The organism is Paenibacillus sanguinis 2301083 = DSM 16941 (genome assembly GCF_000374825.1).
In the GTDB taxonomy this organism is placed as follows: Bacteria; Bacillota; Bacilli; order Paenibacillales; family Paenibacillaceae; genus Fontibacillus; species Fontibacillus sanguinis.
The window spans coordinates 246,862-273,291 of the sequence record NZ_KB895380.1 but is presented as its reverse complement, the minus strand read 5'-3'; the positions used below and the strand labels follow the sequence as shown (position 1 = coordinate 273,291).

Genomic DNA, 26,430 nt, shown 5'->3' with positions numbered 1-26,430 from the left:
GCCTCGTCGGAGAGACGATCATGAGTATCACTGTGATGCGGCCGAAGCAGCGGAGGCTCCGGGAGAAGAACCCGGGATGGAGCCAGAAGTAGTGGTCTGAGCAGCAGGGCCTTCCAGCTTAACCAGCCGCTTGAGCAGCTTCTTCAGCATAACGGAGGCTTTGACACGAAGCGTCAGGCTATCGGATACATGAACCGTATGAAGGCGGCTAAGAATGGCTTGCTTCAACTCGGCTACGGTCTCACAGGCATGAGCCAGCTCGTTATATATGCTGCCGTATTGCAGACATTGATGGGTATCGCTGCCAGCTGTAACTGGCTTGCCTAGCTCGGCAGCAAGCTGCTCTACGTTGGCTTGGTTGACCTCATTGCCATATTCATACATATCCTTGGCATTCAGATCAAAGGCGTCCAGCCGCTCCAACTGTTCCCGGCTCAGATGATGAAGGGGTGTGGACTTGCGGAAGGGATGAGCTCCGATCTTCAGCAGCGGATAGCGCTCAGCCAAGGTCATTAAATCGTCGAAGGGAATGAAGTTGCCTTTTTTCGTGTAGTCTTCCAAAGCTTCTCGTACGCTGAGAACATGCTCCTTGCGTCCGATGATCAAGATATGCCCGTTTTCGTGGATGTCGACCTCCATGCCCGGGAAGATGCGCAGCTTGCCAGCCTGATAGTATTCCCCGTTGAAGGGGTAGAGGCGGTCGAGATGATCATAAACGTCATAAAACCGGCGTGTATTGAAATGCTCGGTCAAAGCGAGGGCATCCAGTCCGTTCGCGATGGCTTCGGCAATCATTTCTTCGTAATAGGCCGGGGAAAAATCGGTGGCCTTGGATAACTTGGCATGGGTATGCAAGTCAATTTTCATCTAAAACACTCCTTGGTTGAGCCAAAATAGAACTGCAATATACAGGGCGCTGCCGCCCAGGAACGCAAAATCATGACGTTGCCATTTGAGATGGGCCAGCTTGAGCTTCTTGGCGGCAGGATTGCGCATGCCGTAGGAGAAGCCGCGTGTCTCAAGTGCTTCCACCGTGGTACGTGATCGCTTGGCTGTGGCCAGCATTAATGGGAAGAAGGCATAGACGAGCAGCTTGAGGTAGTGCACCCCCAGCCGCCAGTAGAGTATGCCATGGCGTTCGGGTGCCTGGCCCCGCAAGCGGTAAGATAGCAGCACGTTGCGGAACTCCTCGAACAACACCGGCAGAATGCGATAGCCGTAGGATAAGCTGAACGAGAAGGCTGCCGGAACGCCTAGGGCAAGCAGGCCGTCGCTAATCTTCTCCGGGTCCATGCCAGAGAAGACAGTGATGCTGGCTAATGAGACGACAGACAGCTTCATGGTCAGCTTTAATAGAGGCAGAGCCGACGAGATATCTCCACCAAAAAATAATGAGATTATGAACAGCCAGCCGACCTGTCCAATCAGGCCCAGGCATAACACGAGAATGATGAACGGAGATACCCGGGAAAGCCAAGTGGTAGCGATCATAAAGAGACACATGCCGCCCAGGATGAGGTAGCTGCTAATGAACCACGGTACGATGGCGAAGAACAGATACCACATCAATATGCCCCGTGGGTCCAAGCGGGACAAGGAGGCGTGGCCGCTGCCGTAGGCAGTGTTCATCAGCTCCAGCTGGATACGGTCGAGCGATATTTTGTTAAACCAGTTGCGCACAAGCTCCATCCGAGTGGGACTCCTTTCCTGCAAGTTTATAGCTTAGCTGCTGAGCCAGCTCTGCCGGGGAGCCGCAGGCCGGACGAAGGCCAAGGGCCAAGGAAAGCTGCATGCTTTGCGTGAGAGCGAGTCCCGCCTGCTGTACCAGATGCGGCGAGGCAAAGACCTCTTCCGCTGTTCCATCAGCAAGGATGCGGCCTTGATGCATCACGATAACGCGCGTGGCCCAGCGATGCACAAGCTGCATATCATGGGTAGCAATCATAACGGTGCGGACGTGATGTCCCAGCTCTTCCAGCGTGCTGAGCAGTTCCTCGCGCGTAGCCATATCCAGGTTGGCTGTCGGCTCATCCAACAGCATGATGGCAGGCCTGATCGCTGCTCCAATCGCCAGAGATACCCGGCGCTGTTGGCCGCCGCTAAGCAGACGGGCATCCCGCTGCTGCAAGTCCTCCAGCCGGAAGCTCTGCAGCATGCGCTGAAGAATCTCGTCTGCTTCGGAATACCCCCGTCTTTTGAGACAATAGGAAATTTCCTTATGCACACTGTCCTCGATAAACATATCCTCCGGGTTCTGGAAGACGAATGCGACATCGCGAGAAAGCTGTTCCATCGATACCTTGCCGGTCTCTTGCTCCAGCACGGTTACCACTCCCTTCGAGGGCTTGGCGATTCCGGCGATCAGCTTCATCAGCGAGGATTTGCCCGCCCCGTTGTTGCCGACCAGTGCGATACGTTCTCCCTCATGGATATGGAGATGAATATCGTGCAGCACGTTTTGTTCGGCTTTGCGAATCGTGCGGTATTTCAAGCTGGCCCCCGTAAATTGAATAACGGTATTGGGGTTGTTGTCAGCTCGTGCCTGCTCCCTGGCGGTCGGGATTAGGATGGGGCGGCCCTGCTGCTGCAATTGCTCTGGCAGGCCTTGCGATGGCTGCATTAGATCGGCAAAATAACCGATCGCTTCCTCAGTCGTGATGGGAAGTCGGGTCCAAGACTGAGTAGCCAGCAGTGCTGCGGCTTGGGTGACCTCGGGCGGCTGAATACCCAGACGTTCCAAGTCTGCCAGACTGCCCAGCGCCGCCGCGACCGGGCGCTTCCACAGCACCCGGCCATGCTCTAGCAAGCAGACTTCCTGGCAAAAATCAGCGATAAACTCGGTATGATGCTCAATGACAATGATGGTTTTGCCATGAACCTGGTGAAGCTGCCGCAGCACCTCGTAAACCTGCCGCGCATGGCTGGGGTCTAGCTGGGATACGGGCTCGTCGACGATGAGAATTTCCGGCTCCAGCGACAGCACGCCTGCCAGGGCAAGCAGATGCTTCTGGCCACCGCTAAGCTCCCAGATATAACGGTGCTGCAGGTCGCTTAGGCCACATAGCTCCAGAGCGCGTAGCGCCCGTTCCCGGTAATCGCCCAGTCCGTAGTTCAGTGGAGCGAAGCAGGCCTCATCCAGCACGGTAGGGCGCACCAGTTGATTGTCAAAATCCTGATAGACGTAACCTACGTGTTTGGAGAGGACGGCGACGTTTTTTTGCAAGGTAGACAGGCCCTGAACCCGTACCTCGCCTTCAAAATCTCCGGAATAATAATGCGGAATCAATCCGTTGAACAATTTGCATAAGGTTGATTTGCCGCTGCCATTGCCGCCGATGATTGCCGTAAAGGTACCGTGCTCGATGGTCAGAGAAGCGTGATCCAGCACGGGCTGTCCAGAGCCGGGATAGGTAAAGGTCACATCGGATACTTCAATGGCGTATAGCGCTTCTTCTGACCGTGTGGCCTTCATAGTAGTATCAGGCATACGGCGAATTCTCGATTTTATTGCCGGACCGGTCATTTCGGCTCTTTCTGGAGCGCAATACAAGCAGGGTAACAACCGCGATGACAGCGGCAACGCCAAGGCTCAGCCAAATAGCTCCGATGCCAAAGCGATCAGCAAAGCCGCTGTCCCATTCCCCGATATTCCAGTCGGTCTCCGACAGGGATTCAGCACCAAACGCGACTAGTGCAAGCGCGATGCCTGTAATTACCAGCTTGGGTGAAATAATGCCGCCTGCTTCGTAACGTGTAGTGGATACACGTGGTTTGATTCCGAGCAAGGGTTCGATTTTGCCATATAGCCGCGGTACCAAATAAAGAGTCGGGAGCAAGGCGAACAGAATGCCGGAGAACAGGACGTCGTTCAGGAAGCTGACGCCTTCGACGATGACGACACTTTCAGCCAGGCCGGGAACGGCTTCAAATTCCTCTACGCCAATCCATACTTTCCCGATATCGACCAGGCTGCTGCACAGTTGGTGAATAATTACACCCGTCATAGCGGCGATCCCAACCTGCATCCGGTTCTGCGGATTACGAACCAGGCGCCCGGCGACGTACATGGCAAATGAGAAGGTCAAAAATTTCTCCAGTTCTCCCAAACCTCCGAATTGGCCAAGCATCAGCTCGCCGAAGATGACTTCGCCCAGCGCCGCGCCAATGGCTGCGTACAAGGGATGAAACAAGATGCACAGTGTCAATGGAATAAAGGCGAAGTACTCTACAGATAGTTCAATCGGTCCCAGTTGGAAGCTGGGGATGAGCTCGGTAAACATGTTGGACAAGCCGTACAGGGACATGGATAGCACAAAAATCATCATTTTCTGCGAAGACGTGAGGGTGTACACGGTCTTACTGCTCATGGGAAGAGCCTCCTTGGCATATTTTTTTATGAGGTAGTGCTTTCAGTCTAGTAGCGGAGTATTAAGGGAGAGGAGCCTTTATGTCAACGCATCGTAATATTTTTTACATAATGAAAACAATGTAATAAAATTTGCATAACAAAAGCGAGCTAGAATGGAGTGGAGTTGCTAGAAAAGGCAGGAAACAGGCCGTAAAGGAGACCTGAAGGTCATGACTTTCATTCAACGTTCGGTATTTTCGGATAAGGAGAAGTTTTCATCCAGCCAATTAAAGATCGCCGGGTTCGTCGAGCGGCATCCGGATGAGGTGTTGTTCATGACAGAGCAGGAGCTGGCAGACCGTATCGGCACGAGTATCGCAACGGTATCCCGATTTTGGCGTACGGCGGGGTATGAAAACGGCAAGGAGTTCAGACATAAGCTCCGTTCTTTGATGGATACCACACCGGCCCATAAGCTGGAAACGACGATCTCGCGGCTGGACCCCTCCAGTCTGCCAATCAAGATGCTGGAGCAGACGAGTGTTCATTTACGGGAAACGGCGGAGCAGACAGACCCGGAGGAGTTGAAAATGGCGGCTTCACTGATGGCTGGGGCCAGGCGAATTTATGTGTATGCACCGGGACCTTCTGTAGCACTTGGCGATCTGTTGTTCTACCGGCTATCCAGATTTGGCATGTCGGTGCGAATGATGGCGGCAAGTGGCCATGAGCTGCTGGAGTCGCTGGCTCATTTGCAGGCGGACGATGTGGTGCTGCTATTTAGCTTTACCCGGCTCTTGCCGGAGAGTGAGGTTATTCTGGATTGCGCCAAGCGGGCGGGCTGTCCTTCGGTTATGATTACGGATCGGGAGGAGTTCTGCTATGCTACGGAGCTTGCAGCGTCCTTCTTAGTCAGCCGGGGTGAGATGGGAGAGTTCCATTCCATGGTGACCCCGCTGTTGCTGGTGGAGCAGATGATCTTGAGCATAGGCTTGCTGAGCAAGGAGCAGGTGCTGTTGAAGCTGGAGGTATTGAGTGAACTGCGAGCCAGATACGCGGATCGGCTCCCGCGGGGGAAGGCTTAAAATGAAGTGAGCTAACCTTCTCGGGAAAGCTAGGCCAGCATTAACAGCGAATGGAGACCTACATTGTTGCAGGCCTCCATCTGGTCATAGTTTATTTGTAAAGATGTATAGAAGATTACAGTGCCATCTTGGCTTTAATTTCATCAATAATTTCGCTTGTTGGGCTTACTTGGCCAAATTCGTAAGCAATCACACTGAGGGTTGTGCGTTGAATTTGATCGGCTGAGATGGCCCCCCATCCCATGTCCGGGTAATCCATCGGGGCATTGGCATCGCTTAGGAAAATGACCTTGTATTCCCGGTGCGCTCCATCTCGTACGGTAGTCTCGCAGCACACATTGGTTACCGTGCCGCAAATGATGATCGTGTTGATATCGTTGGCCCGCAAAATGGTATCCAAATCGGTATCGTGGAAGCCGCTATAAAACAGCTTGTCTACAATGATATCCTGCGGTTCCGGAGCCAGTTCATCAATAATTTCAACCCCGCTTATACCTTTCTTGAGAATTTCATTAGCATTCGGATACATATCGAGGAAGCGTCCGGTGTCACTGCCGTCGCCACGGACGATGTGGCGCAGGTAGATTACAGGCATGCCGGCAGCCCGGGCGGCGGTATTAAGCTCCTGGATGTTCTCGATAATGCCTGCAGTTCGAGGCACGTATAGTGCTTCGCCTTCCTTGCAGAATACATTTTGCATATCCACGACAATGACGGCTGTCCGCTTCGGGTCTATTTCCCATTTGACTTTATTATTAATACTCATCAGTAGCACTCTCCTTGAATTGGTTGTTAATGGTGTGTCGCCGGGTTAAGCAGCTTCTGTTGGCATAGGGTCTTGTGGCTTCAGTGCGGCTTCGCGGCGTTCGAGCATAGGACGAATCCACACGTTGATGGTTGTATTCAGCACAATCAGCATGACAACGCCGACGAGCATGGGTTGTGTCACAATACTTTGAATGGCGAGCGGGAGTCCCGCGGTCAGTTCTGCCGGTAGATACATGGTGCCAAGGGAGATAATGAAGGAAGAACCGGCTACAGCCAGATTCAGTTCATCCCATTTGACTTTACTCACCATCTGAATTCCACTAATGGCAATGATCCCGAACAGGATGGTGGAGGCAGCGGACAGGACGGCTCCGGGGAGCGAGGCAATAAACAAGCCAACCTTGGGAATGAGTCCTAAAATAACGGACATCACACCCGCGGTCATGGTAACATAACGACTGCCAATGCCGGAAACGCGGATGATCCCGATATTTTCAGGATAGGAGGTTGTTCCGAGCCCACCAAATACGGCGCCCAGTGTACAGCCGAGAAATTCGCCGAACAGGCCGCGGTTGACGCGGGAGCTGTCCAGCTCTTGCTTGCCCCATTTGGTGAGAAGGGTATACATGCCCACCGCTTCCGCAGAGGCTTGCAGGAATGCCAGCAGCATCAGGATGACGACGGGAATGGAGATGCCGAATCCGAATGGAAAAATCTGTGGCAGACGGAACCATCCCGCGGAGGCAACGGCTGAGAAATCTACGGAGCCGAAGATGGAGAAGAAGATCGTGCCTGCAATAATTCCCCAAAGAAGGGCGCCGCGGCGGATAATGGTGTTCCCCCCAAAGATCATGCAGACGAGTACACAGACCACAGTAATGAGGGAGGCAGTAAAGTTCATGCCGATGTTGGCGCTGCCGAACCAGTTCTTGAGGCCGATGTCGGCAAGCTGAGCCCCGATGATGACCAGCAGGGTGCCGTAAACGATCGGAGGGGCAATAAATTTATTGATGTGGCCGATGAGGCCGAACCTGCGAATGGGAATGGCCAGCAGCATAAAGATGATACCTGCTACAGCCATGGATCCAAAGGCTGTGCCCAGTCCGACGCTGGCGCTGGCGGAAAGGATGGCCACAAAGAAGGCGGCGGTAGGGCCTTGAACCACCGGGAGTCGCAGCATTTTACCCGATTGCAGGATCGTCACCAATCCCGTAGTCAGGAAGCAGGCTTGAATCAAATAACCAACAACTTCAAATTCGAGACCCAGTGCTTGACCGATCAGAACCGGAAACAGAAAGATCCCGGTTAAGGCTAATAAATGCTGAAAGCCATAAAGAACGTTGGCGCCAAAGGAAAGCTTCTCCTCGATACCGACCTGCAGGGTTTGGTTGTCTTCGTGTTCGTGATTCATGGTTAGTCCCCCTTTAAAAAATAGAAATGGATAAATATTCAACATATCATCAGATGTTTGTGGAAAGACAAGATCATCAGATGTTTACGACATCAATATTTTGTGCGGCGGCTTGCTTGGCTTCTTCACTGTTCTGGTTCACGATAGAGTTGTACAAGGCTTCGTGATAAGCCGTATTGTCTTCATACTGCCGGGTATCCAGAAGGAGTTGACTTAGCATTTCCTTCAAGCTTTCCACTACAACCTTGTACATTTCGAGCAAAATTTCGTTCTTCCCAGCCTCTGCCACCGTGATATGAAAAAAGATATCAGCCTCCACATATTCAGTGTAGTGGCCTTTCTCCAAAGCTTCTTGTCTTTGATCCAAAGCGGATCGCATAAGGGTAAGATCAGAAGTAGTTCTTCGCACAGCAGCCAACCCGGCCAGCTCAATTTCTAAAATGCGGCGAGCTTCCATGACCTGCGTATAGTTCTTTGGAGTAATCGTCTGGCTTACACCTTTGAGGTTGGAGGATACTGAGCGGATATAGGTTCCATCGCCTTGACGCACTTCCAGCAGACCGGCATGGGTCAATACCTTTACAGCTTCCCGAATGGTTGATCTTCCTACGGCCAGCAGCTTCATGAGCTCCGGTTCCGGGGGCAGCTTGTCCCCGCTTTTGTAATGACCAGACTGTATGAGACGTTGCATTTGATCCAGCACTTCATCAACCAGTTTGCGGCGTGGAATGGCTTTAAACTCTGGGTATGCCATCATCAGCCTCCTTTCATGTCAGGTTTTATTACTTTTTTCGATTTTTCTGCTCGTTTTTCATATGATGTTTCACAGTATAGGGGGCTATTTGTAAAAAATCAAGCTATTTTTTTATTTTGTGTAAGATAAACTGACATCAAAACTTGACATAAGCTTTAAAATGGGCGTATTCTAAATGGCGAGGAAACATCAGATGACTGATGTTATGAGAGTAAGGTTATACGAGTAAGGTGAAAGATAATACGATGTTGCAAGAGACTTGCAGGAACTGCAAGTCATATTGTGAGGACAGGAGACAGGATGGAAACTAGACTAAGCAGCCTGCCGTGGGTGCACACAAATTATTTAATGATTCGACTTTTACTGTTTGGAGCAGCCTTGTTTATTTTATCTTCCCTCTATGTAACGGTTCCGCTGCTTCCGGTATTTGTTGATCAATTCCATATTGGTGCAGGCCAGGCAGCCTTGTCGGGAAGTGCTTTTTCTTTGTGCTTCGCTACAGGCTGCCTGGTCTATGGGCCCTTATCCAGTAGAGTAGGGCGCAAACGTACTATGGTTATAGGGCTGGCCGTATTGACCGTCGCTACAGCTTGTGTCGGTTATGCAACAAGCTTCGAGCTCCTGGTATTGCTTAGAGCCTTACAGGGGGCAGCGGCAGCCACATTTTCGCCTGTGGCTTTGACTTATGCGGGAGAGACCTTTCCCCCTGAGCAAAGAGTGACGGCAATTGGCTTCATCAGCTCGGGATTTCTCATGGCCGGGATCTTTGGACAGGTATGGGCAAGCTCATTGGCTTCGTTGATCGGCTGGCCTTGGGTATTCAAAGGCTTGGCAGTGTTATATCTGCTGGTGCTGATGCTTCTGGCATTATGGTTGCCGTCTTCTCCTATACAGCCGGGCTTGAGACGGCGAGAGGATAAGGTAGAAACTCCACGCTGGTATGTGGTGCTATTGCGGCGGGACCTGCTGCTGTGCTATGGGATTACTTTGACCATTTTGCTTTGCTTTGTAGGGATGTATAGTGTGCTGGGGTCACTTCTGAGCCAGGCTCCGTATCAACTTGGAGAGATGGATATCTTGGGTATTCGTTCTCTTGGAATGATTGGGATGGTGTTGTCCTTCTATGCGGGCGGAATGTGCCGAAAATGGGGCAAGCTTAAGGTGCTTCGCGTCGGATTAGGCGGTTCGCTGGCGGCGTTGGTTGTCATGTCCTTAGTACAGCAGCTGGTGCTGTATGTGGCCATGAGCGTAGTGTTTGTAGCGGGAATTGCCGTGGTGGTGCCAGCCCTAATTTCCCTGATCGGGGAACTTGGCAACGAGAATCGGGGTGTGGCGACCTCGGTCTATACCTTTGTGTTGTTTGCCGGGGCCAGCGTGGGCCCGATTTTAGCCGCATCGTTGCTGGGAAACGGGCAGACTGCGCTGCCGCTCCTTGTCTTTGCCGGTATTTTATTGGCGGCCTTTGCGTGTTCACTGTGGGTACGAGTGTCGGAGTAAGCTGAAAGAATTGAGATGGACAACTCCCTTTGAAGTCATCTAATGAAATATCGGAGGTAATTGCTCCAAGTCCGGTTCTTGCGTCAGGGTAATGTGTAGCATCTTTTGCTCGTCAATGGTAGCCAGAAAGATATCTGATATTTGCAGCTTGCGGCGCCGGAGTTGCTCCTGAACCCATTGCTCTTGAAGGCCAAGCCTGTTTAGCAGGGGGGTGTTGAGCTGACCTTCCTTAATCAGCGGATAAGACAACGGCTGGGCCGGCTGTTCCATCACGCTCAGCTTGCCGCTGCCCTCCAGGACGGCAAGTTCTACTGTACTGAGGTCAAACACCTGGTTTTCTCTCAGCATCTGCAGCAGGCTGTCTACAGAATATTGAGCTTTTTTCAGATTGGTATGTACGATTTTGCCTTGATGCACAACGACCAGGGGTTCAAAGGTAATAAGCTTGCCGAATCGGCGGAATCGGATCGTACCGTGCGCAAATAGCTTTTGCAGCAGGCCAATCATGAGCACCGCAAACATGATCCCAAGATGCTTCACGTCGGTCTCGGCAATGTCAGCTCCGACTACAGAGCCTAGTGTCAGCACGATCAGAAAGTCGAACACGGGCATTTCCCCGATCGATTTGCGGCCCATAAATAAAGTAATGGCCAACAGGAACGGGTAGATCGTGATGATGCGAACTGCTATCAAGCCAAGCGTAGGCAGAAGTTCCAAGCGTAGGGCTCCTTTCTCGTTCGTAATGGATCTCAGATAGTATGACGGGCAGATAGTTGGAATGAGATTTTCCTGACGAAGGCCTGTTCTTATTGTTCATTGAAAACGACAAATTTATCCGCATTTATGGAGGCCTACTGGGCATGAGGATGACCCGACACAAGACGCTGTGATAAGCTGCTATTGGTTGATGTGGGGCAGTTCGCAGGTGTTTTAGCCTAGTGTTCTGACCTTGCTTTTGCAGCTTTGAATTGTTACAATAAATGTCTGATCAACTGCCTGATGCAGCTTCAGAAGGAGGATGGACATGGGTAAAAAAAATGATGGCAAGGTGCTCGCACAGAATAAAAAAGCTTCCCATGATTATTTCATCGAGGATACCTATGAAGCGGGCATGGTGCTGACCGGTACGGAGATTAAGTCGATTCGGAATGCCCGGGTGAACATTGGGGATGCGTTTGCGACCATTCGCAACGGCGAAATTCATATTCATAACATGCATATTAGCCCGTTTGAACAGGGAAATCGCAGCAACCCTGCGGACCCGACGCGGACGCGCAAGCTGTTGATGCATAAGGTGCAGATTAGCAAGCTGCTTGGTTTGTCCAAGCAAGATGGCTATTCCATCGTCCCGCTGAAGATTTACATTCGTAACGGGTACGCGAAGCTGCTGCTCGGCTTGGGCAAAGGGAAAAAGCAATATGACAAGCGAGACACCGCGGCGAAGCGAGATGCCCAGCGCGACATCCAGCGTGCTTTGCGTGAGAAGCAAAAGGTGGCCAGGTAGGTTGCCTCGGCGACCATACTTTTTGGAAAAGCAATACCGAATGATAAAAGAAAACCTCAGTTTGAACGACAATGATGTTCCCATCCTTTGTTGTTCAAACTGAGGTTTATTTGTTGTACTTGTGGCTATTGGTTTACATTGAGGTTGGTGGTTCCTTGCGTTCCTTCTCAATATCAAACTTGGATTTGAATCGATCTTCCTCCGGCGTTGAGCTTACGTTTTGAGCTTGGGTAGAAGCTGTAGCATCTGGGGAGAAGGTCTCGGGAGCTTGATCGTTATTTTTGTTTTTACCCCGGAGCTTTCTAAATAACCAAGCAAACGGAATAATGATAAAGAACCAAAACTTCTTGATGACTACCAACAGAATAGAGATTAATCCGGCCTTCTTGGCAACGACCAGCCCGGCACCGCCCAGGATCAACCCCGATAATCCGGTAGAGGAGGATTTGTCGATGGACGGGTCATAGTCTGTATAGGCTTGACCTGATACAGGGGTCAACGACGGTAGAATTTCCGCTTCAAGAACTTTGCGGTCAGCATCCAGATGATCTTCATCGGACACGAGAATTACGGATATGTATCCTAAACGAGTGAGAATGCGTGAATTGTAGTTAATGAAGGGTTCTCCTTGAGAATCCTTGAGCAGCAGGGCCCAGGTCAGACTGCGCAGGCTCTCGTCATAGTGTGGAGGTGCAAACCACCCCTCGATGCTTAATTGGCGATCTTCAGGAAGCTGCTTGTTCGCCTCCTTTTGCCCGGTCCTGTAGCTTTTCAACAGATCATCAGCGTCGATGTCGGCTTTGTCCTCATCGGAGATATGTCCGGACTCCTCGTATTCAAAGTATACGACCCAATTTTGATCTTCGGCCGCGGGCTCGATGTAACCAATCTCGGACTGCGTAGGGATTTCCTTAATGGCCTCTAGCATCGCGATGGTATTGTCTGCGTCCAGAAAGAAATAGTTCTCTGGCAGCGTGAGCTTAGCGATATCTCCCAATAAAACCTCCTGACTGTGCCCCTCTACCCAATCCAATTGGGGATCGGCTTGTTCAGCATTAACGCTGGCTGGTAAAGCCAAGGTGCCGATGATCAGCAAGAGCGACATGAGCAGCATGCCGAGCTTGCTATAAACGTTATTTCTCTTCATAACTTCCCTCCACTGTCAATTTCCTATCTTTTTTATCATCGGAATTTATTTGCAGAAAATTGAGGGGGAGAGGACATTATAAGACTTTAGATTCAGAGTGGGCGTGTGCTGACTTTATTTAAAAATGTGGTCAGCACCTTGTCGGAGGGCCGAAATGGAGAAGAAACAGTGATACATCTGCCCAAGGATAGTTGGCTTGATTTTGGAATGTGGAATTTGGTACAATAAAGTTCCTTGGTCTATCAGATTTTCCAGCAACCCACAAGGTATTGGGGACTGAAAATGTGTTATACTAAGCATGTTTCTAATCAAGACGATGGTTAGCATTCCGTGCTCAGCCGTCCATTCCAAATTCGGGGGCGTTTTTGGATTCGACGGGGGTAGATCGAGCGTGGGTTGCGGGTAGTGGGGACGCGTCCGCTTTATCAACGCTAAAGCCAATTAAATGGCAAACAACAAAACAACTACGCTTTCGCAGCTTAATAACCTGTGAGCGTGCTCCTCTCCTGCATCGCCCATGTGCCGGATGTAGGGGCTAACCTATAGTGGGATACGCTGCCACATCTCCGCCTGGGGTGTGCTGAAGAAGACAATCAGGCTGACCTGAAGAGAACCTTGTTGTAGGGGGTCCCCTCAGGTGACATCAAAACTACAACTACACCCGTAGAGGCCTATGTGGCGTTGCCTTCGGACAGGGGTTCGACTCCCCTCGCCTCCATATGTTAAATCCACAACCCAATCCGGTTGTGGATTTTGCGTTTCAGGGAGATGCAGCTTTAAGATAAGCTCGACGTGCTGAATCCAATATTTCTTACGTAAAGTAGTGAAAAAGGCTAATTTCAAAAGAGTATACTAAGATCGGTGTGGGAATAATTCTCATTTTGCGGGTTTACATATTTAGATAGTTTATCCATAATCAATTTATGGAGGTGGTTCGGTGGAAAACAAACCAATCATATTAAGGCCTACGGTTAAACGCGTCATTCAAAAGGGAGAAGGACACTCATCGGACGGGGACGATTCGTGGCTACATCCTGAGGTAACTGAGGAAGGGCAGTTTCAAGAGAAAGTCCGCAACATAATAAATCAGCTGATTCTAAAGCAGGGACTTCCTAATGTTAATAACTTTTATGCAGATTCAGAACATAAACAGCGTAATTTAATGAAATATTTAAATGAACTATTTTGGGTTAAGCCTACGGTTATGTTTATTGGTGAGGCCCCAGGTATCAAAGGTTGTTTTCATACAGGCATACCCTTTACGTCCGAACGTCTGATTAAGACCGGTCTTGTTGAACGTCATTTTAATACGGTTCAGTTTGAAGTAAGCGATAATACTTATGAACGATCGGCGGGCTTTATTTGGGAATGCATTGCTTTAATGCCTAAACCGCCTGTCCTTTGGAATGTATTTCCACTCCATCCATATAAAATCATTGAAGAGAAATTGGAAAACAGAGCTCCAAATCGGGCTGAAAAGGAATGGGGAAAAACCATTTTAAACGAAGTGCTTAGTTTATTCCCTGGAATTAAGGTGGTAACCGTTGGAAACCATGCTCGAGAAGCTTGCTTTCACCTAGAGGTTGAAACAGCAGGTCATTTGATACATCCCTCTCGACAGGTTAGTCGGTTTCGGAACCAATTCAATATGTTATTGGAATTGCTTGGGTAACAACTACAGTATATTGGATTCCTAAGTTACCCCTCCAAACAACCTCAGCAGTACGTGACGGCGAATTGTGGTTTTGAACAGCCACGGTTCGCCTCCATTTAAGTACTGAAAATAGTAGGGAAAATCAGACGATGAGCATATCGACGATATGCCAAGCGTCTGATTTTTTTATGGTGATTTTACGAAAGAGGGATTGAATAATCTGCTTTTGATTCGAGGTATCGAGTAGATTCCAGCTGTCTCTCAGATTGCCGAATGAACGCTGCTCGCACTTCAATGTATGCCAACAATTGTGCAACATTGACAGCATCAAGAAGGCCGTTGCTCTGCCATCTATCACCGCAGCACCGAGCGCCCAACAAGCTCATATACGTAAGTAGGGACAGCTAAATTTACAGGTCGGCAAGACTCATTTCCACAATCTGGCCAATAATCTCTGGATGACGGCCGGTGGATATAACCTATAGATAAAAAATCCCGCTGACCTTTAAGGTTGACGGGATTTTTTTGAAAAATTATTACTTGGTTGCTGTTTTAAATTTAGATCTAATTTGGTCAAAGTTATTTTGGTTTTCAGCGACTTCTGAAGGGCTATATCCAAAAGCCACTTTCCCATCTACAACAAGAAGTATCAATTCTTTAGTATCTGACTGTATGAGTACCAATGATCCCGATTTCCCCTCTTCTTCAAACGGAACAGACTCAGCCGCAACAGGATTTTGTAGTTTATTTTCATCTGTTGTTTCAGCAGATGAAACTAACTGGAAAATGGCCTTTACTTCAGGATGAACGTGTTCTTCCACAAATTTCTCTTTACTTTCCTTGTTCCCATTCAAGAAGTCATTGACATAAGACAGCGCCAGAGATTCATCCGGAGTTAATTTCTTTTCCTTCTCAACTTTAGTCGAATTTGATTCAGAAGAGACCTGACTACCAGCTGCGCTTGATGGTTCGTTATTTGCAGAACATCCCCCTAATAGGGCAGCAGTTAAAATGACAGCCGATATTAACATTCTTTTTTTCATAATTATCCCCCAAATATAATAGTTTACAGAAACAAGTCTATCAGAACTAGGAAAATCTTTCTATAAGAATCGCCATCATAAATCCCAAGCGCTTGGGATTTTGAAAAGCCCCACCAATCGTAGAATTAACAGGGCAATTAATTTCAGTACTTAGCGGAATCCATCCCCTCGCCTCCATATGTAGCACCAGTGACGGATACCATTCGGTGTCCATTTTTGCTTGCTTGTACTCGAAGGGGTGGATAAACCGCTTCGGCTCTAGGGCTTTGGGCTTCTCTGATGTCGAATACAAAATATCTTTGATGATGTACGTGGCGGTACCTCTCTATGTAGAAGTTTTGATGTCACCTAGGAACTCCCCGTAAACGCTTTCCCCTCAGGCAAGACTGCTTGTCTTATTCGATTCGTCACAGGCGAAGAGGAGACAGTATCCTACTTAAATCGAGTTTATTCCGATGAATTGACGATATATTGTTTTCATTCAATCTGGTAAATGAAGCAGCCAGCTGTAACCTAAATCTTATATAATTGAGATCAATATTGTGAGTATCAAAGGAGTGACAATATGAATGGTCTGCGATTCATTGAATTAATTTAGCTCTGCTGACTGTGATGAGTCTGGGAATATGTCCGGCAGTGCGTTGGCTATGAAGAAATAAGGAAAGCAGGTAAGCGAATGAACACACATGTATTCATATATGATGGATTTGTAAGCTTTGAAATCATGTTAGCAACGTATCTTATGAAAACTCAGGGGGAAATCATTACCGTCGGTTTAAATGCTAATCCTGTTAGGTCGTATGAGGATTTTGATGTTGTCCCTAAAGTTGAGCTGAGCCAAATCAATAGTGACGAAGTAAGCTTATTTATAATTCCCGGAGGGGATCACACGGATTTGCAATCCAATCCTCAATTGATCTCTTTCCTTCAGAATCTGGATGCCAAGCAGAAGTGTATTGCGGCGATTTGTTCAGCCGTGAATTTGTTAGAGCATGCTGGGATCTTGGCGGATCGACAACATGTTGGGAATGTGGGGAATACTGACCTGGTAAGAGTGGATAAACATATAATTACAGCCAAGCCTAATGGATATGTTGATTTTTCTATAGAGATAGGAAAGGCTTTTAATATTTACGCCGATGAAGATGATTTGCTGGAAACGATTGATTTCTTTAGAAATTTTAAAGGCTAAGCTATTAGGTGCTTCAATAAATAATGTACTTGCTAGAGAGGGTATTCTTCGGTCACATTATGCGGCTTCGGGACAGTCTCTTTGTACTTTAGGTCAACCAAATATTACGGGTTGGCCTTTTTTGTCCATGGAGAGGGTTTTACAATGGACAGAATTAAATCCTTAACCCTTCATTTATAGTCCTCAAACATTCAGAGTCTGAATGTAGCGGCATTATATTATATCTTTAATCACAGGGGTTCATAATGAAGATATAGAGGGAATGATTTGAGTCTTGTGGGCGTCGGGGCTTGATGCAACCTAATCCGGATAAGTCCGTATAATAGCGTATCTAACAAGAAGGGTGTCAAAAACATGCTTCAGGAAGCAAAAGGAAATCATTTTTTGAACCAGCCAGAATTGGCCTACCAAGCGGCTGAGTCAAAGGCAGCCGATTATTTTCGCAGGCTGTATGATCATGTCATGGACAAGAGCTATGAGGTTGGGCTGACTGAAGACTTTTCCGTTTGGAAAAAAAGCCATGTACCTTTCATGTCACGCTGGTTACCTTATCTTCACAAGAAAAGCAGTCCAGGCGATTCCCTTCACTACAAGCAGTATATCCATCATTTGAATAAACAAGGAAAGTTAGATGTCTATTTAGACCGCAGTTTATCTTACATTTATATGCGTGATCTTGGCAAAACGCTTGCTGATCCAAAGGTGGGCGTCCGGATCAGTAGTGCTGTGGCCGAAGTGAAGCAGCAATTGATTCGTTCGTTGGAGACTTCGCAGGATGCTGAGCTTTCTTATGTCAGTTTGAGCGGCTGGTATCGCTGGGGACAGAAGGAAGGCACCGAGGATACGGTTATCTGGCTGAGCCACAAGCTAAAGACGGTCCATGCGCGGCTGCCGGAGGAGCTTAATCCAGCCCAGGCTCAACGAAAGTTGATTAAAATTATCGCCGGTGTGTTGCTGCATGTCATGGATGAACTGGATGATTTGGAGGAGGAATTGCCAAGGGCAGAGCGGAGCTGCAGGCTCGATCATGCGATTCGTCTGGGTTATTATTATGGGCTGACCTACCCGTTTATTGATGATATTCTTGATTCAACCTTGATTACGGAGGAGGAAAAAGAGCGGTACTCCAATATTATTCGCAGTGCGCTTTTGACGGGAACGGTATCGGATCTGGAAGAATGGAGCGGTCAGCAAGTGGAGCTTATGACCTACATTCATGCTGAGCTCAGTGAGGCCTTCTTGTATATTCAAAAGCACCAGTCCCCAAGCACCCGGCACATTTTCTTTGAGCAATCGTATGTATTTTTTGAAGCTCAGGATCGGGATCGCAGAAAAAAACTGGGTAATCCGGATTATACCAATGAACAATTGTATCTCACAGTAATCTTGAAATCAGCCAGCTCGCGGTTAATTGCAAGATCGGTGCTTAGCGCCCCCTTGGATGAAGGTTTTGATGACCGAACGTTTTATTACGGGATATACAATCAGCTTGCCGACGATTTTGCGGATATGTTTGATGACCTGAAAAATGGCGCGGTTACTCCCTACACCTATTTTTTGAAGCATCATCAGCAAAGGAACGATATCGTAAATCCCTTTGAGATGTATTTAGCCGTTATTTTCCATCTGATCCATCATGTGTACCAGTCTGATTTCAAGACGAGGGAAGTCATTCTGGACCGTGTCATTAACGGATTAAGGCGGGCGCGTGTTCGGCTTGGAGCTCAAAAGTATCAGGAGATTATGGGCTTATTGACCAAGCGGATCTCCAGGTTCAATGTCATGCTGCAGCGATTGGTACGAACGGCATCAGATGTAGATTTTTTCGATAAGCTTCTAAGAGACGAACTGTTGAACTCTATAAATTCTGATCGGGTGCAGCAGGAAGAATTCTGGCGTCTATCTAGCGAGGTTAGGGAAAGACTTAACCAAGAGCTGCCTCTGGCTAAAGCCAGCACAGAGAAGGCAAACGGCGGCTCCACCTCTCTGGTAGCAGCAGCTAACTATAGTCTTGCAGGAGATGGCAAACGACTGCGGCCGATGCTTGCTTGGGTGATGGGGGTTAAGGCGTATGGGCTGTCGGAGGAATCTATGATGCCGCTGCTGAAATCCCTGGAATATATGCATACTGCATCCTTGATTTTTGATGATCTGCCTTCACAGGACAATGCGGCAACACGCCGAGGTCGAATGACGCTGCATGAGGAATATAACAGTGCGACAGCGGAGCTAAGTGCGTTGTTATTAATTCAAAAAGGGGTGCAGGAGCAGGCCATGCTCACAAAGTTTGACCCTAGCACCGTACTATCATTGATGAGATATTCTGCCGAAAAAGCCGAGGAAATGTGTATCGGACAGGGGATGGACCTCAAATCGCGAGGACAGCTGCTTACTGTGGAACAGCTTCGCCAATTATGCTTTCTCAAGACAGGGGTTGCATTTGAAGCTTCGCTTGTCATGCCGGCCATTTTAGCGAAGGCGACGGAGGAAGAGCTGAAAAAAATCAAGCGCTTTGCTTATCACGCCGGTATTGCCTTTCAGATTAAAGACGATCTGTTGGATGCTCAGAGTAGCGAGAGAGAGCTTGGTAAGCCCGTCGGCCAGGATCGGCGCAATAACAGCTCCACCTTCGTATCGATTTTGGGCGAAGCTCAGGCTGAGCGGGAAATGTGGGAGCATTATTGTGAGGCGATGGAAGCCCTGCAGCAATTCCATATAAGTACGGTTTATTTAAAGCATATTTTGGGTTATATAGTTCATCGAGACCGTTGATGGCTCCAGTCTTTTTGTTGTGCACCATGATCAGCTTGCAAGGAATTGAAAGCTTGCATAGCTGATATTCTTGGAATAGGGACGTACAAACCATCTATCAATCACCGATCCAAAAGGAGGATACTAATTATGTTCAGAAAATTAATCGCAAAAATCAAGCACACCCTTGCTGAAACGGGTCGGGGCCACGGTTACTCCAGCAGTCACAGAGGCAGGGGGAGACGTCAATATCACTATAGCTCATCTGATCACAGAGGACGCCGGATGCCAAGACATTATTCCAGCAGTGACAGAAGACCCATCTACAGTCACTCTTCCTCAGACCGCCGTTATAGCAGAGATCCACGGGGGCATAAATACTACAAAAATCGGCGTGGCAGCTCTAGCTAAGAGCTAAGGTTTAGTTTAGCCGAGCTCTGAGCCGGCCAGCATATCCTTCAAATCTTCAATCAAATCGTCGGAGCAACGGTAAGGCTCTTGTTCCTCCAGCAATCTGTGAAGCACCTGTTGCAGGGAGGGAGATAGGTTGAGCTCCTGCGACCAACTCATCTCCTTACGATCATCTTCAGGAGTGTATTGGGAATATAGCATGAACAACATAAAGTGCCCGATATCGAACAGATCGGATTGAATCGTAGCAGGCTTTAGCGGCTTTGAGCTGTCAGGGCCTGTTTTTTCTATAGAAGTATGGTTTGCCGAGGGCAGATCGTTTAAGGCTTGGGCAAGTCCAAAATCAATGAGGTAAAGCTCGCCCTCTTTAATGATGATATTAGGAATGCGCAGGTCCAGATGAACAAATCCCTTGGCATGAACATGCTGTACTCGATTTAACAGCTGGAGGGTCCATTCGACTACTTCTTGTTGGCTGAACACATAGCCGTCACGGAAAATTAAATCCTCTACGGTACTACCCTCGACATAATCAGTGACTAACCACCACGAACGATTCTCTTGAAAATAATCAAGCACACCCGGGATGAAGAGGTGATCCATTTTGGAAAGCACTTCACGTTCCCATGCCAGCATAGCTTGTCCCACGCTTTTCTTGCTTGGCTTGGCCTGTTTGACCGCAACCACCTGCTGTGTAATTTCATCTACACAACGATAAGTAATACCGTAGCTGCCCACACCAATTTGCGATTGTACCTTAAATCTCCCACGACCGATGAAGCTCCCTTGTTGTAGAGGATAATCCAGCCATGCGTGGTAGAATCGCCTCCAAAATTCAAACATGTCAGCCTCACCTCGCCCTGTAAATAATGGTTGTTAAATACTATGATAGCATGTTGCATTGGGCTCGTGCGATGTAGGGTTGAAGTAACTAGTGATTCTCATTGATGGTAGGTACTGCTTTTGGGTGATTAGAAAATACAACCTTGTTCTGAAAAAATTTGAATAAACCAAGTAATTGTAAATCACCTCCTTCATTCATCTCTAGTCCAATACTCGGTTGCTTTTTTTTGGAGTTGTGTTATTAAAGACTGAATCTGCTGAACGGGAATCCTCAATTCATTAGAAATTTCATCTAGTTCTCCTCCATTTAACAACAGCAATAGTATCTGCTTTTCTGTTGAGGGCAAACCTTCAATGAAATAGTTCACATCAACAATAGTTGCATCAACAATAGTTGCATCATCTGAAAAAGATTTAAAAAAATCTAATCCTGGGCCAGATTCATTATAATGAGATGAAGCATCTAACGAGAAATGAGATTCAGCTTTTTTCATCGCCCATGCTTCTTTGTTCTTTCGGCCCATAATTATTTTAAATTGCATTATAAAATACTTTTCAAATCCTCCGTATTTCGTACTATAAGTACGGATGGCGTGAATAAGTGCTAAAACACCTTCGGCAATTCGATCCTCATGTTCTATACCTTTATAAGAGTTTCTGCATTCTTGAACAATTACAGGAAAATAATGATTCACTACATCGGCCTCGGTAATTTTAGCCATCATTCTGATCCTTCTTTGAAATCATGTCTTGCAATCCATTTTTTCTTGGTTTATTAGGGGTCTTTCTGGAGGGGAGTGGTGTTATAGTAGGAATTAATTTAGCAAACCACAGATTCTCCTTCTCTTCAACAGTATAACTAGCTGGCAGTGATACTCCCCGTCTTCTGATTATTTCCAATAGCTCAGAAGCCTTAATTTTTCCGTTTTTAAGGACCTGGAATCCTTTCTCAGGCATCTCTTTCAATAGAATTTCTACTCCATCCTTCTTTATTGCTATAGTGATTCGCTTAGGAACACATTCACAGAGCTTACTATTTAAATAAATTCCCCTTTCCTTAGAAACATTCAGCAGAAGAACAGGTTTTGGAGGTCCAGGTAAAAACCAATCAAATTGACTTTCATCAAATTCAGGTCCTTGTTTTTCATTGATATAATTGATCATGACTTCATCTCCATTCGATTTAGTTGCTAAGCCCAATATACTTTGCCTCTATATATTTCTGCTGTGACAATTATCAGTGTATTGCATTAATAAAATATATACATTGAATTTCTAATTTCGATATATTGTTATTATGAGCCACTTATAATATCCTTAAGTAGTAACTGTCAGATAAATATATCTGTGGATTGAAAAAATGTTTATATTTTTTGTATGCGAAAAAACTACCATTAACAGAGCCTTCTGTTGAGGTAGTTTTTTTGGGTTCATAGTCACCGCATCACAATTCCGCTCCCGTATATCCCATTTTCCTATAGCCCTTCGCTCTTTTCTTGAACATAGCCATCAATATAGGGACCTGAAGGTCAACATAGTCATAAATTTGCACCTCTTCTTTATTTGCGTGACTGCGATGCAGGCGGCCAGCATATTGCTGTAAAGTGCCCGACCAAGAGATAGGATGAACCAGAAAAAGGGTGTCGAGTCTAGCATCATCGAAACCTTCGCCAATCAACTTGCCGGTAGCAATCACTACTCGCTCCTGATCATCCGGAATAGCAGCAATTTTAGCGCGTAGAGCCTCACGCTGCTTCTTGCCCATTCTACCCTTTAACACAATTACATTTTTGGCAAAAGGCTGTAGTCTTTCTGCAAAATATTCAGCATGAGCAATTCTTTCAACCAGTAGCAATGGAGAGCGGCCTTCATCCAGGCAGGTAAGCAAATCATCAAAAATCAGAGTGTTGCGCTCTTCGCTACATTTTCTTCAACCAGTAGAGCAAATCATGAGCAGCTTGAGACAGCGTTACGCTAATCGCCCGGCTTTCTTGGATGAACTGGATCAGATCAATCGTTGATGATATGATGGATTTCCAATATATGGGTCGGACATGAAAGCACCGTGTGAGGGTGGATGGAGTTCAAAGGGAACTGGGAAGGCAAGTTTATCTATGAGAACAAGATGACATATGGTCAGATTATATTTGCCCAGGATGGTCAGGTGATTTCCAGCGACGATAATGCTTTGCAACATAATTACGAGCCGGGATATGAGTCGATTCCGGCCTTGTCTGTATCTTACCATGCCAATTGTAGACAAATGGATTGAACAGGTTGTAAGTAAAAAGAAGGCTGTTAGGTGCCCGATACATAAACAGCTCTATCAGCTACGGATAGTTCGATTATTTTATCATAGTCGCCTGCTAAAAAATTTGATGGTATTTCAGCTGTGGGCAAGGATGGCAGTTGAGGTGTATGTTGAGTGATGTCTATAGCCATCCCGGTGGCCCCCCCCTTCTAGGCGGCCGCCTTTTTCCACACAAACACCCCTGTTAATTTCCCCCTTTTCTACCGATAATACAGTTGAACTAATTACACATAGGGAGTGGAACAGACGTTGATGGGCATGAAGAAGCTTTCAAGGTACATGGCGTTGCTGCTGGTGATGGTGCTGTTTGTGCAGGTACCGGGTATTTCTTTGGCAGCAAAGGGGGGGACTGCGGCAAAGGAGGCTGCTTCGGCCAAAACCTCCAGTGGTGGGGTTCTTCATTATGATGTGGTGGTTATCGGCAGTGAGCTTCAGGGGGTGCTGCTGACCAAGTCCGCCCGCGATCAGGGGCTGGATGTGCTGATTCTTGACCCGCGCAGCAAGCCGGGCGGGGAGCTGATTCAGGGTCAGATGATCGTGCTGGACGAGCCTAATGATAATAAGGGGCGTAGTCTGGTTCAAGGGGCGTTGAAGCCGCTGTATGCCAATTATAAAGCAGGGGATGTTCGCAAGCTGGCTTCATTTAAGCGGTTTTATCAGAAGCTGCTTCAGGGCATTCCGCTGAAAAGCGGGATCACCATTGAGTCGGTGAAGACTCAGGGAGTTGGCAGCGATAAGACGATGAAGTCACTGACCTACAAGAACAGACTCGGCGGCCAGTTTACGGTTGAGGCGGATTACTGGGTGGAGAATACGGACTTCAACGCGCTTAGCAGTAAGCTTGGAGAGAAACGCATCCCGGGGATGGAAAGCATATATGCCGGGCAGAAGCCTGATTATATGGCTGCTACATATATGATGAATTTTAAAAATGTGAATTGGGGCAAGCTGCATCAAGCGGTGCTGGAGGATTACCCGTTGACCAATGTCCGTAAGAAATACGGTGCTAACACCTATGTGGACTGGAATTTTGCCGCAGGCTTCAGCAACATTACTTACAAATACAAGCCGAAGGACAAGCTGTTTATGCTGCGGGGACTCAATGCAACGTATCAGAAGGACGGCGATGTTGTGATCAATGCCCTGCTCGTGTATGATGTCGATCCTTCTAATCCGAAATCGGTAGAGAACGCGGTAAGCAAGGCGAAGAAGGAAGCGCCGTATATCCTTGCATTCTTGCAGAAGAACATTCCTGGGTTTGCCAAAGCGAAATTGGGCGAGCTTCCAGAATATTTATACATTCGCGATTACAACCGATATGAGACAAAATACGTGCTGGATTACCATGACCTGATGTCGAGCCGGATGTTCTGGGATAATGTCACGATCGGTGGATATGCCGTTGACCTGCAGGCGACACGGGTTGTTACGAAGGGGATCGAATATGGCAAGCCGGATCGCTACGGGATTCCGCTGCGTTCCTTCATGCTGAAATCGTATGACAATGTACTTGTCGCAGGCAAGAATGTCGGAGCAACCATCAAGGCCTATGGCAGTGCCCGAATCATGCCCACGACGGCTCTTGCGGGTCAGACAATCGGCATCATTCTGGGTCGGGAGCTGAAACAGGGCAGACGCCTGGATGAGCTGACCCAAGCCGACTTCAAGCGAATTCATCAGTATCTAGAGAAGGATTACAAGATTGTCGTGAGTAAGTAGGGCGCAGCAGCAGTTGTACGCACACTTGTAAGCAGACTTCACCCGCTGCCCCCAGCCCTCAGAAGCATGAGCAAGAGACTTACGGGGAAGGAGGCCCTACCTGAGAACAATCCCAATCCTAGCCCAAAGTCTAGGCCCAGCCACCTCTTAAGACGGTTATGTCACGTAACTAAGGTAGTTATAATGGGTTTATAAACTTAGAGCGTGACTTTATGAGCTAAAGGGAGTGTTTGATGATGAAGGCAACAACAGAAGCGCCTGCAATGGCCAAGATGGGGAAGGTGAGTTGGGCTCTTTTTAACTCCAAAACCTATGCGACGATTCTTTACTTTCTGCTGTCTCTCCCGATGGGGATTATTTATTTGACACTCGCGATTACGGGGCTGGTTCTATCCGTAGCTTTGACACCGATATTTATCGGAATACCGATGTTTTTTGGAGTGGCTAAGCTGCTTCAGGGGATGGTAAATTTTGAGCAAGGTGTGATTCGACATATCTTGGGCTTGCCGACTCCTCCTTCAATTCCACAACATTCACAGGCCGAAGCCGGGCAAAATGGGTTCAAGCGTATGGTAAAGGGGTTTGACGGTGCATTATTTACTAGAAATGTCCTGCTTGTCCTGCTCCGGTTTGTCACAGGTATTGTTTTCTTTGTTGTGATGGTGACAGCCCTCGCCTTGGGCATCGGGTTCATTGCTCTACCTGTGGTGCATATCATTTTGATGAATGAACTTCAATTGGATATTTTAGAAAATAACCTGTTCCAGTATTTCCACATCAATTGGACCTATAATCAGCAGTATTTACTCTATGTAGGCCTCGGCGTAGTGCTCTTTTGGAGCGCTCTTCGTGTGGTGAATGGTCTGATGCAGATCCAGCGCAGAATGATGTATGTGGATGAATCTTACATGCAGCAGCCGTCGCCCGAGCCCGTCGAAGCACCGCAATTTTATACGCCTGCCGAGTCACCTTATGGGGACTTTCCGGAAGATCAGCCCGGACAAGAGAAGGTATGGATAGCTTAAGCAGTGTTGAAGTAACGAATCATGGGGGGCTTTGGCTATGCATTTGGCATACCAAGGCTCCCTTTTCATTTCCATTTAACAAGTGAGTTGCCTTCTAATCAAGGGTAGCTGGCAGAGGTAATGTTCCGTCATTAAAAAGACGAAAGTAAGCAACCAAATAACCCTCTTGTATGGTAATATGTACTAATAGATAAAAGAGGGGGAGAATGTTTTGAGAAAAATAAGCTTAGGCATTTTAGCGTTGGTATTGTTGGTATTGGTTACTGCATGTGGAGGTGCTGCCTCTACGCCACCAGAAGCGCAGAAGGCTGATACCGCTACACAGGATCAAGGTGCTGCAAATAATTCAGGTAATGCAAGTAATGAGCAAACAGAAGAGGTTGTTGCAGAAGAGCAGGTTCAGGAGCCTGAAGAAACAGAGGAAGTTAGCCTGAAAGTAGGGGACAAGTTTAACCTGAGTGATTGGGAAATTGTGCTGAATTCCTTTGAATTTAATCAAAAAGTCAGTGATGATTATTTTTCTTCCAGCGCAGATGAAGGGAACAAGCTTTTGATTCTGAACTATACGGTGACCAATCAAGGAACGGAAGCAGACAGCTTTACGGCCATGATAGGCGGAGTTGAGATGAAGGCTCTCTTTAACGACAAATATGAGTACAATTATACGATTACGATGATTGATAAAGACCTTAGCAATGAAACCGTAAAGCCGCTAGCTTCAAAAACGGGATTTGTGGTCATGGAAGTTCCTGATACCGTAGCTCAATCGGAAGATGGCTTGGTATTAAAACTCGCGCAGGATGAGGACAAAGCAACGATTACCTTAAGATAGCAAATCTGAAAATCCGTAAAAAGCTGTTGTTGCTTTATAAATGGTATTAGAGAAAGGCCGTAAGAGCATATTTCTCGTCTGCTTCTTCACGTTAATCATAAGATCAATTTACATTATATGAAAAAAACCGCAAGC

General features: G+C 47.5%; 25 protein-coding genes and 1 other RNA gene. 11 read left to right on the top strand and 15 right to left on the bottom strand.

Features of this window, described 5'->3' with window-relative positions:
* Positions 1–27 precede the first annotated feature (27 nt).
* Genes C557_RS0110535 through C557_RS0110520 form a run of 4 tightly spaced genes read right to left on the bottom strand, consistent with a single transcriptional unit; the run spans position 28 to position 4,367 of the window.
* On the bottom strand, positions 28–867 hold the full coding sequence (locus C557_RS0110535) for a PHP domain-containing protein (protein ID WP_018751833.1): 840 nt from the start codon (positions 865–867) through the stop codon (positions 28–30).
* A complete protein-coding gene (locus tag C557_RS0110530; RefSeq protein WP_018751832.1) occupies positions 868–1,689 on the bottom strand; it encodes an energy-coupling factor transporter transmembrane component T family protein in 822 nt (273 codons plus the stop codon).
* A complete protein-coding gene (locus tag C557_RS0110525; protein ID WP_018751831.1) occupies positions 1,664–3,487 on the bottom strand; it encodes an ABC transporter ATP-binding protein in 1,824 nt (607 codons plus the stop codon). Before C557_RS0110525 ends, C557_RS0110530 begins: the two co-directional genes overlap by 26 nt.
* Entirely contained in the window at positions 3,480–4,367 is an 888-nt protein-coding gene (locus C557_RS0110520; protein WP_018751830.1) for a DUF8171 family membrane protein, read from the bottom strand. The genes C557_RS0110525 and C557_RS0110520 overlap by 8 nt, the downstream gene beginning before the upstream one ends.
* Positions 4,368–4,578: 211 nt before the next feature.
* Between C557_RS0110520 and C557_RS0110515 the strand changes: the two genes are divergently transcribed.
* The gene (locus C557_RS0110515; protein WP_018751829.1) at positions 4,579–5,433 is read left to right on the top strand and encodes a MurR/RpiR family transcriptional regulator; all 855 of its coding nucleotides are present in this window, start codon (positions 4,579–4,581) and stop codon (positions 5,431–5,433) included.
* Between the two features lie 115 nt (positions 5,434–5,548).
* Here the strand turns inward: C557_RS0110515 and C557_RS0110510 are convergent, their stop codons facing one another.
* The 3 genes from C557_RS0110510 to C557_RS0110500 form a co-directional block, all read right to left on the bottom strand.
* Complete coding sequence (locus C557_RS0110510; protein WP_018751828.1) at positions 5,549–6,199, bottom strand: isochorismatase family protein; 651 nt, start codon at positions 6,197–6,199, stop codon at positions 5,549–5,551.
* Between the two features lie 45 nt (positions 6,200–6,244).
* The gene (locus C557_RS0110505; protein ID WP_018751827.1) at positions 6,245–7,612 is read right to left on the bottom strand and encodes a uracil-xanthine permease family protein; all 1,368 of its coding nucleotides are present in this window, start codon (positions 7,610–7,612) and stop codon (positions 6,245–6,247) included.
* 76 nt (positions 7,613–7,688) lie between these two features.
* Complete coding sequence (locus tag C557_RS0110500) at positions 7,689–8,366, bottom strand: FadR/GntR family transcriptional regulator (protein WP_018751826.1); 678 nt, start codon at positions 8,364–8,366, stop codon at positions 7,689–7,691.
* Between the two features lie 300 nt (positions 8,367–8,666).
* On the opposite strand from C557_RS0110500, the gene C557_RS23345 reads away from it, so the two are divergent.
* Entirely contained in the window at positions 8,667–9,863 is a 1,197-nt protein-coding gene (locus C557_RS23345) for an MFS transporter (protein WP_018751825.1), read from the top strand.
* 39 nt (positions 9,864–9,902) lie between these two features.
* Here C557_RS23345 and C557_RS0110490 read toward each other — a convergent pair whose 3' ends face one another.
* Positions 9,903–10,580 (bottom strand): DUF421 domain-containing protein, encoded by a 678-nt coding sequence (locus C557_RS0110490; protein WP_018751824.1) that lies wholly within the window; start codon positions 10,578–10,580, stop codon positions 9,903–9,905.
* A gap of 307 nt (positions 10,581–10,887) precedes the next feature.
* Here C557_RS0110490 and smpB point away from each other — a divergent pair, with 307 nt between their 5' ends.
* A complete protein-coding gene (smpB, locus tag C557_RS0110485; protein WP_018751823.1) occupies positions 10,888–11,367 on the top strand; it encodes an SsrA-binding protein SmpB in 480 nt (159 codons plus the stop codon).
* A 133-nt stretch (positions 11,368–11,500) separates the two neighbouring features.
* Here smpB and C557_RS23340 read toward each other — a convergent pair whose 3' ends face one another.
* Positions 11,501–12,514: a DUF2167 domain-containing protein gene (locus C557_RS23340; protein WP_018751822.1), complete on the bottom strand. Its 1,014-nt coding sequence runs from the start codon at positions 12,512–12,514 to the stop codon at positions 11,501–11,503.
* A 355-nt stretch (positions 12,515–12,869) separates the two neighbouring features.
* On the opposite strand from C557_RS23340, the gene ssrA reads away from it, so the two are divergent.
* Positions 12,870–13,235: a transfer-messenger RNA gene (gene ssrA, locus C557_RS24465) on the top strand.
* Positions 13,236–13,451: 216 nt separating this feature from the next.
* Positions 13,452–14,186: a uracil-DNA glycosylase gene (locus C557_RS0110475; protein ID WP_018751821.1), complete on the top strand. Its 735-nt coding sequence runs from the start codon at positions 13,452–13,454 to the stop codon at positions 14,184–14,186.
* 518 nt (positions 14,187–14,704) lie between these two features.
* Here the strand turns inward: C557_RS0110475 and C557_RS0110470 are convergent.
* A complete protein-coding gene (locus C557_RS0110470) occupies positions 14,705–15,211 on the bottom strand; it encodes a hypothetical protein (RefSeq protein WP_018751820.1) in 507 nt (168 codons plus the stop codon).
* Between the two features lie 676 nt (positions 15,212–15,887).
* Between C557_RS0110470 and C557_RS0110460 the strand changes: the two genes are divergently transcribed.
* Together C557_RS0110460 and C557_RS0110455 are read left to right on the top strand one after the other, a co-directional pair.
* On the top strand, positions 15,888–16,403 hold the full coding sequence (locus C557_RS0110460) for a DJ-1/PfpI family protein (RefSeq protein WP_018751818.1): 516 nt from the start codon (positions 15,888–15,890) through the stop codon (positions 16,401–16,403).
* Positions 16,404–16,757: 354 nt separating this feature from the next.
* Positions 16,758–19,175, top strand: a complete 2,418-nt coding sequence (locus C557_RS0110455; RefSeq protein ID WP_018751817.1) for a polyprenyl synthetase family protein — start codon at positions 16,758–16,760, stop codon at positions 19,173–19,175.
* Between the two features lie 405 nt (positions 19,176–19,580).
* Here the strand turns inward: C557_RS0110455 and C557_RS0110450 are convergent, their stop codons facing one another.
* From C557_RS0110450 to C557_RS0110435, 4 genes are all read right to left on the bottom strand, one after another.
* Positions 19,581–20,408: a serine/threonine protein kinase gene (locus C557_RS0110450; RefSeq protein WP_018751816.1), complete on the bottom strand. Its 828-nt coding sequence runs from the start codon at positions 20,406–20,408 to the stop codon at positions 19,581–19,583.
* Between the two features lie 191 nt (positions 20,409–20,599).
* A complete protein-coding gene (locus tag C557_RS0110445; RefSeq protein WP_240472946.1) occupies positions 20,600–21,133 on the bottom strand; it encodes a sigma-70 RNA polymerase sigma factor region 4 domain-containing protein in 534 nt (177 codons plus the stop codon).
* Positions 21,123–21,572, bottom strand: coding sequence for a hypothetical protein (locus tag C557_RS0110440; protein WP_018751814.1), 450 nt, complete (start codon positions 21,570–21,572; stop codon positions 21,123–21,125). Before C557_RS0110440 ends, C557_RS0110445 begins: the two co-directional genes overlap by 11 nt.
* 280 nt (positions 21,573–21,852) lie before the next feature.
* Positions 21,853–22,296, bottom strand: a complete 444-nt coding sequence (locus C557_RS0110435) for a DEAD/DEAH box helicase (protein ID WP_083930115.1) — start codon at positions 22,294–22,296, stop codon at positions 21,853–21,855.
* Between the two features lie 189 nt (positions 22,297–22,485).
* Between C557_RS0110435 and C557_RS0110430 the strand changes: the two genes are divergently transcribed.
* A complete protein-coding gene (locus C557_RS0110430; protein ID WP_018751812.1) occupies positions 22,486–22,680 on the top strand; it encodes a hypothetical protein in 195 nt (64 codons plus the stop codon).
* 26 nt (positions 22,681–22,706) lie between these two features.
* Here C557_RS0110430 and C557_RS24945 read toward each other — a convergent pair whose 3' ends face one another.
* Entirely contained in the window at positions 22,707–22,850 is a 144-nt protein-coding gene (locus C557_RS24945; RefSeq protein WP_154656204.1) for a hypothetical protein, read from the bottom strand.
* Positions 22,851–22,971: 121 nt separating this feature from the next.
* On the opposite strand from C557_RS24945, the gene C557_RS0110425 reads away from it, so the two are divergent.
* The 3 genes from C557_RS0110425 to C557_RS0110415 all read left to right on the top strand — a co-directional run bounded on the left by C557_RS0110425 (position 22,972) and on the right by C557_RS0110415 (position 26,295).
* Positions 22,972–24,438, top strand: a complete 1,467-nt coding sequence (locus C557_RS0110425) for an FAD-dependent oxidoreductase (protein ID WP_018751811.1) — start codon at positions 22,972–22,974, stop codon at positions 24,436–24,438.
* Between the two features lie 236 nt (positions 24,439–24,674).
* Positions 24,675–25,463: a sensor domain-containing protein gene (locus C557_RS0110420; protein WP_018751810.1), complete on the top strand. Its 789-nt coding sequence runs from the start codon at positions 24,675–24,677 to the stop codon at positions 25,461–25,463.
* 211 nt (positions 25,464–25,674) lie between these two features.
* Positions 25,675–26,295, top strand: coding sequence for a DUF4352 domain-containing protein (locus tag C557_RS0110415; RefSeq protein WP_018751809.1), 621 nt, complete (start codon positions 25,675–25,677; stop codon positions 26,293–26,295).
* The last annotated feature ends 135 nt before the right edge of the window (positions 26,296–26,430 follow it).

Coding starts and splice junctions, on each gene's coding strand:
- C557_RS23345 (WP_018751825.1), top strand. CDS start 8,667: ATGGAAACTAGACTAAGCAGCCTGCCGTGGGTGCACACAAATTATTTA.
- C557_RS0110535 (WP_018751833.1), bottom strand. CDS start 867: ATGAAAATTGACTTGCATACCCATGCCAAGTTATCCAAGGCCACCGAT.
- C557_RS0110425 (WP_018751811.1), top strand. CDS start 22,972: ATGGGCATGAAGAAGCTTTCAAGGTACATGGCGTTGCTGCTGGTGATG.
- C557_RS0110450 (WP_018751816.1), bottom strand. CDS start 20,408: ATGTTTGAATTTTGGAGGCGATTCTACCACGCATGGCTGGATTATCCT.
- C557_RS0110430 (WP_018751812.1), top strand. CDS start 22,486: ATGGAGTTCAAAGGGAACTGGGAAGGCAAGTTTATCTATGAGAACAAG.
- C557_RS24945 (WP_154656204.1), bottom strand. CDS start 22,850: ATGGCTATAGACATCACTCAACATACACCTCAACTGCCATCCTTGCCC.
- C557_RS0110445 (WP_240472946.1), bottom strand. CDS start 21,133: ATGATGGCTAAAATTACCGAGGCCGATGTAGTGAATCATTATTTTCCT.
- C557_RS0110460 (WP_018751818.1), top strand. CDS start 15,888: ATGAACACACATGTATTCATATATGATGGATTTGTAAGCTTTGAAATC.
- C557_RS0110510 (WP_018751828.1), bottom strand. CDS start 6,199: ATGAGTATTAATAATAAAGTCAAATGGGAAATAGACCCGAAGCGGACA.
- C557_RS0110505 (WP_018751827.1), bottom strand. CDS start 7,612: ATGAATCACGAACACGAAGACAACCAAACCCTGCAGGTCGGTATCGAG.
- C557_RS0110500 (WP_018751826.1), bottom strand. CDS start 8,366: ATGGCATACCCAGAGTTTAAAGCCATTCCACGCCGCAAACTGGTTGAT.
- C557_RS0110420 (WP_018751810.1), top strand. CDS start 24,675: ATGAAGGCAACAACAGAAGCGCCTGCAATGGCCAAGATGGGGAAGGTG.
- C557_RS0110520 (WP_018751830.1), bottom strand. CDS start 4,367: ATGAGCAGTAAGACCGTGTACACCCTCACGTCTTCGCAGAAAATGATG.
- C557_RS0110525 (WP_018751831.1), bottom strand. CDS start 3,487: ATGCCTGATACTACTATGAAGGCCACACGGTCAGAAGAAGCGCTATAC.
- C557_RS0110440 (WP_018751814.1), bottom strand. CDS start 21,572: ATGATCAATTATATCAATGAAAAACAAGGACCTGAATTTGATGAAAGT.
- C557_RS0110515 (WP_018751829.1), top strand. CDS start 4,579: ATGACTTTCATTCAACGTTCGGTATTTTCGGATAAGGAGAAGTTTTCA.
- smpB (WP_018751823.1), top strand. CDS start 10,888: ATGGGTAAAAAAAATGATGGCAAGGTGCTCGCACAGAATAAAAAAGCT.
- C557_RS0110455 (WP_018751817.1), top strand. CDS start 16,758: ATGCTTCAGGAAGCAAAAGGAAATCATTTTTTGAACCAGCCAGAATTG.
- C557_RS23340 (WP_018751822.1), bottom strand. CDS start 12,514: ATGAAGAGAAATAACGTTTATAGCAAGCTCGGCATGCTGCTCATGTCG.
- C557_RS0110470 (WP_018751820.1), bottom strand. CDS start 15,211: ATGAAAAAAAGAATGTTAATATCGGCTGTCATTTTAACTGCTGCCCTA.
- C557_RS0110530 (WP_018751832.1), bottom strand. CDS start 1,689: ATGGAGCTTGTGCGCAACTGGTTTAACAAAATATCGCTCGACCGTATC.